This is a genomic window from Ruegeria sp. BHSA118 (genome assembly GCF_059613405.1).
This window is the reverse complement of the sequence record NZ_JBXWSM010000030.1, coordinates 1-12897: the sequence shown is the minus strand read 5'-3', so window position 1 is coordinate 12897 and position 12897 is coordinate 1. Positions and strand designations below refer to the sequence as shown.

The following is a 12897-nucleotide window of genomic DNA, read 5'->3' as shown; positions in this document are numbered from 1 at the left end:
CCCATGCGTATTCTTAAAATTATTGCCGCGTTGATGATGCCGCTTGCCGCACAGGCGCAGGACCGCGAACCGATCCTGATGGACGTTGCCGAGACACATATCCTGCCGAGGTTCGACAAGCTGCCTGAAACAACCGGGGCTTTGGTCAGTGCATCGCGGGTCGATTGCGATCCGACCTCACCGGCGTTGCGCGCGGCTTATGATGCGGCCTTCGACAGCTGGATTTCCGCCAGCCACCTGCGGTTCGGTCCGACCGAATTCGATGATCGTGCGTTTGCCATGGCGTTCTGGCCCGACACGAAAGGGTTCACCTCCAAAGCCCTGTCCCGGCATATCGCAAACGAGGATGACGCCGTGCAAGACCCCCAAGCCTATGCCGAGACATCCATAGCGGGGCGCGGGTTCTTTGCGCTCGAACGGATGCTGTTCGATCCCGCCTTTGCGGAGAAGGGCGATGCGGATTACCGCTGCGCGTTGATTCAGGCGATCGCGGCGGACATTGATGCCAACGCGCAGGCGATGGCCAATGACTGGCAAAGCTATGCCCCCAGCCTGACACGGCCCGGTGAGAACAGCCGCTACCGCACGCAGGACGAAGCGATGCAGGAACTGTTCAAGGCTTTGTCCACGGGTCTTGAATTCACGGCCGACACTCGGCTTGGTCGCCCGTTGGGCACGTTCGACCGTCCGCGCCCGAACCGCGCCGAAGCGTGGCGGTCGAAGCGATCCTTGCACCATGTCGAACTTTCGCTGATGGCCCTTCGTGATCTTGCGTCGCGGTTGGCCTTTGATCATCCCGATATCGCCGCGGATCTGGATGCTGCTTTTGCGCGCGCCATTGAGAATGCCCAGGCTATTGACGACCCGGCGCTGGCGGGCGTTGCGGATCCGCAGGCCCGGTTCCGTATCGAGGCCCTGCAACAGTCCATCCACGATATTCGCGCCATTGCTTCGACTGAACTTGGCCCGACGCTGGGCATCAGCGCAGGCTTCAATTCTCTGGACGGAGACTGACCCGTGACATCGCGCCGCCGTTTCCTTGCAGGGCTTGCTGCAACCTCTCTGCCTCCGATCCATGGATGGGCCTCGGTGGGCAGGCCGGAGTTTCTGGCCGCAGCGCTGTTCCCGGATGGTTCATATCGACTGGCCGGGCTGGATGCACAGGGAACGCTCCTGTTTTCCGTGCCCCTGCCTGCGCGCGGGCATGCGGCGGCGGCACATCCGGTCAAAGCACAGGCCGTCGCCTTTGCGCGCCGTCCGGGCACCTTTGCCGTAGTGATTGATTGCGTCACGGGATCACCGATCGCGCGGCTGACGGCGCCGGAAGGCAGGCATTTCTATGGTCACGGTACTTTTTCAGCCGATGGAGCGATTTTCTTTGCCACCGAAAACGATTACGAGGCCGGAGAGGGCATCATAAGCGTCTGGGACGCTGAAACCTTTGCGCGCTTGGGCGAATTCCCGTCCGGCGGGGTCGGGCCGCATGACATGCGGTTGATGCCGGGTGGGAAAACGCTTGTGATTGCCAATGGCGGCATCGAAACCCATCCCGAAACCGGGCGCACGAAACTGAACCTGCCGACGATGGAGCCCAATCTGACCTACCTTTCCCTGTCGGGCCTGGTTCAGGAACAGGTGTCGCTGACGCCTGCGCTTCACAAGAACTCGATCCGCCATCTGGTGGTCCGTCGCGACGGGCTGGTGGGCTTTGCGATGCAGTGGCAGGGCAGCGGGGCCGAACATCCGCCCTTGCTGGGCCTGCACCGTCAGGGGGAAACCCCGCACCTTCTGTCAGCGCCTGTGCAGGATCAGAGCACGCTGCAAGGCTATGCGGGCAGCATCGCGTTTTCGGCGGATGGCACAACCGTTGCCATCACCTGTCCGCGCGGCAATGCGTTGCATCGGTTCGACGTGGCCAGTGGCACATTCAGGGATGCGTTCGAGCTTGAGGATGTCTGCGGGCTTGGTTCCGGCCCAAACGATTTGGTTTTCACCACCGGAACCGGTGTGTTCGGCGCGTTGGCCACTGCGCACCCCGAGATCCGGACCCGCGCGAAGTGCCAGTGGGACAATCATCTGGTCCCGATCAGCCCACCGGCATGAAATTCGGATTTTTCCGTCACATAGTTTAGGCTTGGAAGAATCAAACAGCTGCCGTATTGCCGGGCGCGAAACTGGCACCCCTACGTTAAGGACCGACTTGATTGAAACAGACGCCCGACGCACCGCATTCCATCTACGGAGTTGAGAAATGGGGCAAAGGCCTCATCGAGGTGACGGAGCAGGGCGAGATCGGTCTGCGCAATCCCTTGGCGCCCGATGTTGGCGCGATCAGCCTGCCCGGTATTCTCAGCGATCTGAACGACCGAGGCATCAAGGCCCCGATGGTTCTGCGCGTCTCATCCTATCTGGAACACGAGATCGCGCATCTGAACGAAAGCTTCCGGGAAGCTATCGCCCGCGTCGGTTACAGGGGCAGCTATCGCGGCGTGTTCCCGATCAAGGTGAACCAGCAGGCCCAGGTCGTCGACCGGATCGTCGAATTCGGCAAGAAGTACAGCTATGGGCTCGAGGCCGGGTCCAAACCCGAACTGGTGATCGCGTTGGCACATCGGCTGGCCAGCGAAGCGCTGATCGTCTGCAACGGCGTCAAGGATGCCGAGTTCATCCAGCTGGCCATCCTGTCCCGCAAGATCGGGTTCAACACGGTGATCGTTCTTGAAAGCCCGAAAGAGGCTGACACGGTGATCGAGGTCTATAACGAGCTGGGCATCGAGCCCTTGATCGGTGTGCGGGTCAAGCTGACCAACCAGATCAGCGGCAAGTGGGAAGAAAGCTCGGGCGACCGGTCCGCCTTTGGTATGAACACCGATCAACTGGTGGCCACGGTGGACAAGCTGCGCGACGCGGGACTTCTGCATTGCCTGAAGTTGCAGCATTCGCATCTGGGCTCTCAGGTTCAGGACGTCAACGACGTGCGCCGCGCAGTGGGCGAGGCCTGCCGCTATTACACCGAACTGACGCGCGAAGGCGTGCCGCTGACCCATCTGGACCTCGGTGGCGGCATGGGCGTCGACTATACCGGTGAAAAGAAAGCGGCTGAAAACTCGATCAACTACACGGTCGAGGAATACTGCGCCAATGTGGTGGAAACCGTGGCCTATGCCATGGACGAGGCCGAGGTGGACCACCCGACGCTGGTCACTGAAAGCGGCCGCGCTGTGGTCGCCACGTCTTCGATGCTGGTATTCAATGTGCTGGAAAGCACTTTGTACGATGCGCCCAACGGCCCCGAGGTTGAAGCCGACGATCACCACATGGTTTCAGACCTTGCCGCGGTGCACGGCTATCTCAGCAAAGACCGTCTTCAGGAATGCTGGAACGACGCCACCTTCTATCGCAACGAATTGCGCGCCCTGTTCCGCCGTGGATACGTAGACCTGCGCCAGATGGCCCGGGCCGAACGGATCTACCTGTCGTTGATGGCCCGCCTCAAGGCGCTGGCGGCCAGTGACGATCTGGAAACCGACGTGGACGACCAGCTTGAGAAAGTGGCCGATATCTACCACTGCAACTTTTCGCTGTTCCAGTCCTTGCCCGACGTCTGGGCCATCGACCAGCTGCATCCGATCGTGCCTTTGCAGGGCCTGAACCAGACACCCGACCGCCGCGCGGTCCTGTCCGACATCACCTGCGACAGCGACGGCAAGATCGACCGGTTCATCCTGGCCGACGGTGTTTCACCCAGTCTGCCGGTGCATACCCTGCCCGAAGATGATGAATATTTCATGGGCGTCTTTTTCGTCGGCGCTTATCAGGAAACGCTGGGCGACCTGCACAATCTCTTTGGCGACACCAACGTCGTCACCATCGACCTGCGCCCCGACGGAGGGTTCGACCTGCTGCACGAACAAGAGGGCGACACGATTAGCCAGGTGCTGTCCTATGTCGAATTCGACCCCACCGACTGCGTCGCCGCCTTCCGCAAAATGGTGGACGAGGCGATCTCGACCGGTACTCTGAAAGCCAAGGACCGCAAAACCCTGATGAGCGCCTATCGCGACTCGATCAACGGCTACACCTATTACGAATAACCCCCTGTGAGAGGAGAAAACCCCATGGGCAAAACACTGGTTGTCGGCGCGGGCGGCGTATCCCACGCCGCCGTGCACAAGATGGCGATGAACTCGGATATCTTCACCGAAATCACATTGGCCAGCCGCACGAAATCGAAATGCGACGCCATCGCAGCAGCTGTGAAAGAACGCGTGGGCGTTGACATCGCCACCGCCGAGCTGGACGCCTACAAAGTCGAGGACACGGTCAAGCTGATCAAAGAGACCGGCGCCGAGATCCTCGTAAACCTCGCCCTGCCCTATCAGGATCTGGTGCTGATGGATGCGTGTCTTGAGGCCGGCATCCACTATCTCGATACCGCCAACTATGAGCCCGAGGATGAGGCCAAGTTCGAATATCACTGGCAATGGGCCTATCAGGACAAGTTCAAACAGGCTGGCCTGACCGCGATCCTAGGCTCGGGTTTCGATCCGGGCGTTACATCCGTCTTTGCCAAGTGGCTCAAGAAACACAAGCTGGACACGATCCGCCAGATCGACGTGCTGGACGCCAATGGCGGCAGCAACGATCAGGAGTTTGCCACTAACTTCAACCCGGAAATCAACCTGCGCGAAGTCCTGGCCGAAGTGCGCCATTGGGAAGGTGGCGAGTGGAAACACTCTCCCGCCATGACCCACAAGGTCGAGTTCGACTTCCCCGCCATCGGCCCCAAAAACATGTATCTGATGTATCACGAGGAACTGGAGTCGCTCAGTACCCACTTCCCCGAGATCGAGCGCGCCCGCTTCTGGATGACCTTCGGCGATGCCTACATCACCCACGCCAAAGTGCTGGAAAACGTCGGCATGACCCGCATCGACCCGGTGATGCATGACGGCAAGGAAATCATCCCGATCCAGTTCCTGAAAACCCTGCTGCCCGATCCCGGCGATCTGGGCGCGGAAACCAAAGGCAAGGCCTGCATCGGCGACATCGCCACGGGTCAGGCCAAGGACGGCTCGGGCGAAAAGACCTACTACATCTACAACATCTGCGACCACGAAGAATGCTACCGCGAGGTCGGCAGCCAGGCGGTCAGCTACACCACCGGCGTCCCGGCCATGATCGGCGCGGCGCAAGTGCTGAAAGGCAATTGGCGCGAACCGGGCGTTTGGAACATGGAACAGCTCGACCCGGATGACTTCATGGACATGCTGAACGAACATGGTCTGCCCTGGCAGGTTCATGAACTCGACGGACCGGTCGAGTTCTGAAGCTCAATCGTCCTAAAACAAAGGAAGGAGCGTGTAGAAACAATGTCGTCAGATAAGCAAATGGCTGTTCTGATCGGGTCGATGCTCGGAACCTACGCACTCCTTCTTGTTTTTTCCAAGCGTTATAGGACAGATACGGTCGAAATGTTCCGCTTGGAAAAATCCACCATTCGTGTGGCAGTAGAAAATCCTGTCGCTCTCATCGCCCATCTCCTGTCATTTATTGTGCCACTTTGGATGATGGGCCTCCTCTGAAACTGCCTAGAACTTGAGGGGCCGCGGTTAGAATGAAAGGGATTGGATTCCCATGGCAGACATGATGACAACACAGGCCGGCGATGCCGGTGCCTTTCGCAATTTCGATCTCAGCCGCGTGCCAACCCCCTGCTTTGTGGTCGATGAAAAGGCGGTTGAGCGAAACCTGCGCATCCTCGCCGACATCGGCACCCGGTCCGGCGCGCATGTCCTGAGCGCGCTCAAGGCGTTTTCCATGTTCTCGCTGGCACCGCTGGTCCGCCAGCACCTCGGCGGCACCTGTGCGTCCGGCATCTACGAGGCACGGCTCGGCCGCGAAGAATATGGCGGCGAAGTTGCCACCTTCTGCGCCGGATACAAGGACGCGGATATCGACGAAATCCTGTCGCTGTCCGACCACATCATCTTCAACTCTCAGGCGCAAAAAGACCGGTTCCTGACCAAGGCCCAAGCTGCGGGCGTTCAGGTCGGCCTGCGGATCAACCCGGAACATTCCGAAGGTGAGGTGCCGAAATACGATCCCTGCGCGCCCTGCTCACGCCTGGGCACGCCGGTCAGCCAGTTGACTGCCGAGACTCTGACCGGAGTTGACGGCCTACACATGCATACACTCTGCGAACAAGGGTTCGAGCCGCTGCAACGCACGTGGGCGGCTGTCGAACCAAAACTCAGGCCATTCATGGGCCAGCTCAAATGGCTGAATTTCGGCGGCGGTCACCACATCACCCGCGACGATTACGACCGTGAGGGTCTGGTGGCTTTCATCAAAACCATACGCGAGGCATATGGCGTCGACGTCTACCTCGAACCCGGTGAGGCGGTCGCCCTGGACGCTGGAATTCTGGTTGGCGAAATCCTCGACCTTCCAACCAATGGCATGACCCTCGCGATCACCGATATCTCAGCTACCTGCCATATGCCCGACGTGATCGAAGCGCCCTATCGCCCCGCCCTGATGGATGAGGCCGACGCAGGCCATACCTATCGACTAGGCGGTCCGTCCTGCCTGGCAGGCGACGTGATCGGGGACTACACGTGGGACCAACCGCTGGAGATCGGCCAGCGCTTTGCCTTCCTTGATCAGGCCCATTACTCAATGGTCAAAACGAATACGTTCAACGGCGTGCCTTTACCGACGATCGCATTGTGGAACAGCGAAACCGACGAACTGAAGATCATCAAACAGTTCGGCTACGACGACTTTAAGGACAGACTCTCATGAGCATTTTCCTAGACAGTGAACTGACCGCATCCGAGCGCACCGAAGACGCCCGGTTCCGCGTCATCCCGGTGCCGCTGGAGCGCACTGTGTCATACGGCTCGGGCACCGCGAAAGGCCCCGAGGCTATCATCGAGGCCAGCAACGAATTGGAACGGATCACCGGCCACGCCGAGCCTTGCGTCGAAGGCATCTTTACCGAAGACCCACTCGACTGCGCGGGCCCCCTGCCCGAGGTTATGGATCGCCTCGCCCAACGCACCGAAGCCGCCATCCGCGCAGGTAAGGTACCGGTGACCCTGGGTGGAGAGCATTCACTGAGCTACGGTGCCGTGATGGGTGTTGCCCGCGCTTTGAACCAACCCATTGGCATCGTTCAAATCGACGCACACGCCGACCTGCGCAACGCGTATCAGGGTGAGAAGCATTCGCACGCGTCGGTCATGCACCTGCTGGCCCAAGAGGGCATCCGCCTGGCCCAGTTCGGCGTCCGCGCCTTTTCGACCGAAGAAGCGAAAAGCCGTCTGAACAATCACGTCTTCCACGTGGATGCCGAAGAATTGGTGACCGGGAACATCCATTCGGTCGACCTGCCTGAGGATTTCCCCGAGCTGGTCTATGTCAGCTTTGACGTCGACGGCCTGGACCCGTCACAAATGCCTGCGACGGGTACGCCCGTTCCCGGCGGGCTGGGATACTATCAGGCGTTGCGCCTGGTCGAGCACGCGCTGAAGGGCCGCAAATGCGTCGGCTTCGATGTGGTCGAACTGGCCCCGGACGGCAATGCCGCCTGGGACTTCACTGCCGCACAGATCGTCTACCGCCTGATGGCCGCCTGTTAACCCTCGGCCGTTTCGTTCAGCTCCATATGCCCCTCGCCCTTGTTCAAGACGCGGCGCAGCATGGGTTCGAAGAACTCCAGCGGCTTGGTCGGATAATTCGGGTCGAATGCCTTCTGATCATATTCATGGCAGAAATAGCGACAATCTTCCCAATAAGGGCTGTTGCGATATTTGTCGCGCGCGTTGCGGTCACCGCCGAGGTGGTGGTTGTAGTAGTACCCCTGAAACACGCAATGATGCTTGAGAATCCAATACGTCTTTTCGCTGACGTAAGGCTTCATCATCGCCGCTGACAGTTCTCCGTGATTGTAGGGCGACAGGATATCGCCGGTATCGTGGATCAGCGCCGCCACCACCAGTTCCTCATCCGCACCGTCCTCGTAAGCACGTGTCGCGGCTTGCAGGCTGTGCTGGTAGCGGTTGACTGGATAGGGCGTCCATTCTTCGTCCAACGAGCGGATGGCATCGAGGATACGGTCTGGCAGGGCCGCATTATACGCCTCTTCATACTCCATCACAGCGTCCCAGTCGGCCTTGGTGGCTGTTTCGAAACTGGTCCAGGTGGGTTTGTGGCTTTTGTCCAGCATGGCTGATCCTTTGGCATGTGTCCTGAACGGAAGCTTAGTTCGAAACCAGCCTTCAAAAAAATGAATTGATTTTATCACAATGATCAAAAAATACTTTCGACATGCAATTCAAAGCTCTGGAAACTTTTCTCTGCGTGGCCGAAGCAGGTGGCTTTCATGCCGCCGCCCGCAAGTTGAATGTGACGCAGACCGCCGTCAGCGCGCGTATTCGCCTGATCGAGGAGGAAACCGGCAGGGCGCTGTTCACGCGCGGTGCCGGAGGAACGGCGCTGACCGAGTTCGGCCGGCAGTTCAAACCCTATGCGGAACAGATGTTGTCCCTTTGGGGCTTTGCATCGCGCGACCTGCCGATACAGGCACAGAACCGCCCGGCGCTGCGGTTGGGCGGCCAGCTCAGCATCTGGGATCCGTTGCTGGTGGACCTGGCGGTTCGGTTCGAACAGCGCTTTGGCAAATTGCTGTTGACGCTGAACTATGACCACGACCTGAACATGGTCGAAGCGGTGGCAACCCATGTGCTGGATGCGGCGATCACACACGAAAAGCCGGCGGACCGGCGTGTCACGTGGTACGCGCTTGAACCCGAGCTTTTGTCCCTGGTCCGGACGCCAAAGGCTGACGGCACGGACGATGACATGATCTTCGTCAACCTTGAACTGGGCGAGGTCTATCAGGACCATGTAAGATCGGCTGCGCGACGGGCGTCGGGTCAGACAGTGTTTCTTGGCAATTGTATGATGGCGCTGCGATATGTTCTGCACCGGGGCGGAAACGGCTATTTCCCCGATTACGTCATTTCCGAACATCTGGCCTCGGGTGCTCTGGAGCGGGTCGAAGACAGTATCAGTTTGCCGCTGCCCATGTATCTGGTTACCCGCGGTGATCGCGAGGAGTTTGACGACATTCACAGCTGTTTGGTGGATCTGCGCGGCTAGAACTCAGGCCGGTGTCGGCATGATCTGGGGATCGCGCTGCCGTTTTCGCACAAGCGGCCGACCAGCAACAAGCAGGAACAGGCCCGAGATCAGCACCCCTATGATTGCGGGAAGGTACAGCAGAAACCAAAGCTCCGGGTCATCGATCACCACAGGGGAAACAAACCCGCGCACACCTTCAAGCAGCACAAGGATGGTGAAGGCGCCCAATATCTGCGGCCACAATCCAAACCGGGAAAAGCTGCCCAGCATCAGGGTTGAATACCCGGCCAGCGCCACGGCGATGCAAATCGCGATCCACGAGAACCGCTGGTGCAGCTCTTCGATCAGTTTGCCTTGGCTGAACCCTTCCGTGGCTGAAACCTCATCCCGGTTGCGGATCAGGTCGGCGGTTGGAATGGCTTCGAGGCTGCGCCGGGCCATCGGATTTGTATTCGTCAGCTCCGAGATGTCGTAGGAGGCGTCCTGGAACAGGGTCGATGACAACACCTTGCCTTCCTTGTTCAGGCGCAATGCAACCCCATCAACCATCACAAGGTGGATGCCCGCATCATTGTTGACCAGATAGGCGGTTACGCTTGAATAGCTGACCGCGTTTTTAGGATCGCGGCGGTCAGACACGAAGACTTCATGAAGTGTGCCGTCCAGATCAATGCTGCCTATGTAAACCGTGACGCCTTCGGCGGGGTGCAGAAACTCGCCTTCGTTCAGCAGTTGAGCCGTCACATCTCCGGCCACTTCAGCCTGCCGGATTTCCAGCTGTTCCACCGAGGCCGGGCGCAGGAACACGCTGATGATCGCCATCATCACCCCGGTAATCACACCGAACAGCAGCACCGCCCGGGCAAGCCGCCAGGGGCTGGATCCGGTGGCCAGCATAACTGTCAGCTCACTTTCGCGGCTCAGGCGATTTGTGGCATAGACGGCGGCGGCAAACACCGCCATGGGCATGACTGTGCGGATCAGGGTCGGCAAAGTCAGCGCGGTGAATTCCAGAAAGACCATCGCCGACTGCCCACCGCTGATGACCCTGTCAAACAGGCTGACAGACCGGGTGATCCAGAACACACCGACCAGCACCAAGGTGAAAAAGCCAAACAAAATCAGCAATTGCCGCAGGAAATATCCATCAAAACGCGACATGGGGCCTCGTGCGTGTGTTCGTTTGCAGCGGACACTAGGGCATTAAGCCGGCAGAGGAAACAGGCATTGGACGCCACGATGTCCCTGTGTGCAACCTTCGCGCATACCGGTTTCACCGCACATCCCCGTTTTGGCATCAGAAGGACCCGGAGATTACGCTTTGTGAAAACAGCCGCTCATGGCACATTTTACGGATTGATTAGAATGGAGTTTGAAAAATGGCACTGTTTTTTTCCCGCCGCACCTATAACGCGCAGAAAAAGAAATTCACCCTCAAGCCCGCCGCAAAGACGAGATATGTCAACATCACCCAGCAAAGCCCGGGTGGAAAAATCCGAAAGGGAAGTATCGTCAAAAAAGCCAAATGGCTGGATCTCGTGCGTCAGGAGGGCGGGGATTCGGCGGTTCTGATCTATGTTCATGGGTTCAACACCAGCCAGAAGGACATGCTGGATCGGCTGGGAAAAATAGAAACCAATCTCAGGGGCAACGGGTATCAGGGCGCGGTCGTTGCCTTTGACTGGCCCAGCGACGGATCGGTGCACACCTACGACTCGGACCGGTCCGATGCCAAGGCGGTGGCGCCGCATCTGGTGGGGGATGGGATCTTGCCGCTGTTGGGGATGTCACCGCGCCCCAAGGTGCATCTGATTGCGCATTCCATGGGGGCGTTGGTGGTACTGCGCGCATTTTCGGACTTCGGGGATTCAGCCGGGCCCGGCAACAAGATATGGTCGGCGGATCAGGTCATGTTCGCGTCAGCGGACATCGATTCAGAATGGCTGGAAAAGGGCGCATGGGGCGATCTGGTTCTGAAAAAACGGTGCAAGCGGTTCACCAACTACTACAGCCGGAAAGACAAGGTTCTTGCCCTGGCCGGCGGGATTGTAAACGGCGGGCGGGCGCGGGCGGGCCGTGTCGGGATGCCCAAGCTGACCTCGAAAGGGCATTGGGATATTTTTTGTGACCACCAATATCAACGAGACGTCCCCAAAGGACAGCGCAAGATGATGAAGTCGCATCGTTGGTGGTTCGACAGCGGCGGATTTTATGAGGACCTCGCCCTGACGATCGACGGCCATCCGGCAAAAACGATGCTGACCCGGCACAAGACAAATATCGGGGATCTGGCGCTGCTGGCCTGACTGACCGGTCGCCACACGCCTTTCTCTGGTGCAAAGCCCGATTTTGCGGGTTCTGCTCAAGTACCGGCTTTGGGCAAATTCTCTGCACGTTCTGACAGCGTCAGTATGCGTTGCTGACCAGAAACGGAAGGGGCGCGCTCGACCACAAGCGCGCCCCGGTCACAAGGGAGAAACTGAAAACCTGCGTTCTGTGCAGAACCTGAACGCCAACTCTTTGACATCCTCAGACAACCAGACTTTCCAACATTCGTCAGTGACGCTGTTCACACTCTGGGCCGGTATTTTTAGATGGCATATGGGGTTTGGTTGCGCTGCGGCTTACAATGCCTGCATGTGTCTCGATTACCGGGTCACCCCGGCCATAGTCGAAAGCCGCGCGCGCTGGAAACGCGCCAAGCACGATTGCCGATTGGTGTTTTGATGCGGATGGCAGGGGCAGCAGGGTTCGAACCCGCGACCTACGGTTTTGGAGACCGTCGCTCTACCAACTGAGCTATACCCCTGTGGTGAGCCTCAGATATGACAGCCGCGCGGCGGACTCAAGAGGCTTTTTCGAATTCCACACCACTATCTGAGCCGACAAACAAGTTGCGCAAAACGTGCAGTGCGCTAAGACAAGGTCCGGTCAGCAAAAGGAACCCCGTGTGAACCTCCGCAAGAAGATCGCAGACAGCGAAGCCGTGCTGAACTGGGTGGCCCGCCGGATTGCCACTTACATTCGATTGGTCAACCGCAGCACACGCTGGCAACGCATCGGATACGAAGAACTGGATCAGCTGGCCGAACAAGGTGAGCCGGTCATCGTTGTGCTGTGGCATCAACGGCTGGCGCAGTCGCCCTATTTCTTCCCGCTGGACAAGGGGCGCATCTGTTCGATCACCTCCTCTGCCCGGGCGGGCAGCATGGTGGGCCGGGTACAAAAGCTGTTTGGCATGGACACGATCGCCATGGCCAGCAACACACGCCACGTCGCCTTGTCACGTCAGGTTCTGGGCAAGATGAAGCAGGGTATCTCTATTGGGATCGCGGCAGATGGTCCGCGCGGGCCCGAACGGGTTCTGTCGACGGTTCCGTTGGTATGGGCGCGCACCTCGGGCAAGCGTGTATTCGGTATCACCTTTTCCACGAAACATGGTCGCGAAGCGGGAACCTGGGATCACCTTCTGATGCCCCGTCCCTGGCGAAATGAAGGCGTGTTTCTGTGCCGGGAATGGACTGAAACGGTGCCCCGCAAGGCCAGCGAAGAGGAAATCGAGACCCTGCGCCTGAGCCTTGAGCAGCACATGAACGACATCACGGCAGAAGCTGACCGGATGGTCGGGCGCGCGCCCTGGTCGCCTGACGCCTAACCGCCCCTGAGACGCTGCATCAGATAAACTTCGCTGCCTTCGGGAATCGGTTCGGTAAGCCCGGTGGCAATGACACGCCCGTCGATCGCGAT

The 12897-nt window shown here is 59.0% G+C and carries 12 protein-coding genes and 1 tRNA gene; 10 read left to right on the top strand and 3 right to left on the bottom strand.

All coding sequences use genetic code 11. The features are described from left to right. Positions 1-3: 3 nt before the first annotated feature. From AC2FNN_RS10970 to speB, 7 genes are all read left to right on the top strand, one after another. Positions 4-1014: an imelysin family protein gene (locus AC2FNN_RS10970; RefSeq protein WP_496758560.1), complete on the top strand. Its 1011-nt coding sequence runs from the start codon at positions 4-6 to the stop codon at positions 1012-1014. Between the two features lie 3 nt (positions 1015-1017). Further along, a complete protein-coding gene (locus AC2FNN_RS10965) occupies positions 1018-2103 on the top strand; it encodes a DUF1513 domain-containing protein (protein ID WP_496758559.1) in 1086 nt (361 codons plus the stop codon). A gap of 101 nt (positions 2104-2204) precedes the next feature. Beyond that, complete coding sequence (gene speA / locus AC2FNN_RS10960; protein WP_496758557.1) at positions 2205-4094, top strand: biosynthetic arginine decarboxylase; 1890 nt, start codon at positions 2205-2207, stop codon at positions 4092-4094. A gap of 24 nt (positions 4095-4118) precedes the next feature. Further along, the gene (locus AC2FNN_RS10955; protein ID WP_496758555.1) at positions 4119-5330 is read left to right on the top strand and encodes a saccharopine dehydrogenase family protein; all 1212 of its coding nucleotides are present in this window, start codon (positions 4119-4121) and stop codon (positions 5328-5330) included. Positions 5331-5390: 60 nt separating this feature from the next. Continuing rightward, positions 5391-5585 (top strand): hypothetical protein, encoded by a 195-nt coding sequence (locus AC2FNN_RS10950; RefSeq protein WP_171634195.1) that lies wholly within the window; start codon positions 5391-5393, stop codon positions 5583-5585. Positions 5586-5637: 52 nt separating this feature from the next. Continuing rightward, positions 5638-6807: a carboxynorspermidine decarboxylase gene (gene nspC / locus AC2FNN_RS10945; protein ID WP_496758553.1), complete on the top strand. Its 1170-nt coding sequence runs from the start codon at positions 5638-5640 to the stop codon at positions 6805-6807. Beyond that, complete coding sequence (gene speB, locus AC2FNN_RS10940) at positions 6804-7646, top strand: agmatinase (RefSeq protein ID WP_496758551.1); 843 nt, start codon at positions 6804-6806, stop codon at positions 7644-7646. Before nspC ends, speB begins: the two co-directional genes overlap by 4 nt. On the opposite strand, the gene AC2FNN_RS10935 is transcribed toward speB, so the two are convergent. Further along, on the bottom strand, positions 7643-8233 hold the full coding sequence (locus AC2FNN_RS10935; protein ID WP_496758550.1) for an HD domain-containing protein: 591 nt from the start codon (positions 8231-8233) through the stop codon (positions 7643-7645). The genes speB and AC2FNN_RS10935 overlap by 4 nt on opposite strands. Before the next feature lie 101 nt (positions 8234-8334). Here AC2FNN_RS10935 and AC2FNN_RS10930 point away from each other — a divergent pair, with 101 nt between their 5' ends. After that, entirely contained in the window at positions 8335-9168 is an 834-nt protein-coding gene (locus tag AC2FNN_RS10930; RefSeq protein WP_496758548.1) for a LysR family transcriptional regulator, read from the top strand. Between the two features lie 3 nt (positions 9169-9171). Here the strand turns inward: AC2FNN_RS10930 and lptF are convergent, their stop codons facing one another. Further along, positions 9172-10311 (bottom strand): LPS export ABC transporter permease LptF, encoded by a 1140-nt coding sequence (gene lptF, locus AC2FNN_RS10925; protein ID WP_496758546.1) that lies wholly within the window; start codon positions 10309-10311, stop codon positions 9172-9174. A gap of 218 nt (positions 10312-10529) precedes the next feature. Here lptF and AC2FNN_RS10920 point away from each other — a divergent pair, with 218 nt between their 5' ends. Continuing rightward, positions 10530-11456, top strand: coding sequence for an alpha/beta hydrolase (locus tag AC2FNN_RS10920; protein WP_496758544.1), 927 nt, complete (start codon positions 10530-10532; stop codon positions 11454-11456). A 427-nt stretch (positions 11457-11883) separates the two neighbouring features. Here the strand turns inward: AC2FNN_RS10920 and AC2FNN_RS10915 are convergent. Then, positions 11884-11959: transfer RNA gene (locus tag AC2FNN_RS10915), tRNA-Trp, on the bottom strand. A gap of 141 nt (positions 11960-12100) precedes the next feature. On the opposite strand from AC2FNN_RS10915, the gene AC2FNN_RS10910 reads away from it, so the two are divergent. Further along, positions 12101-12805 (top strand): lysophospholipid acyltransferase family protein, encoded by a 705-nt coding sequence (locus AC2FNN_RS10910; protein ID WP_496758542.1) that lies wholly within the window; start codon positions 12101-12103, stop codon positions 12803-12805. The last annotated feature ends 92 nt before the right edge of the window (positions 12806-12897 follow it).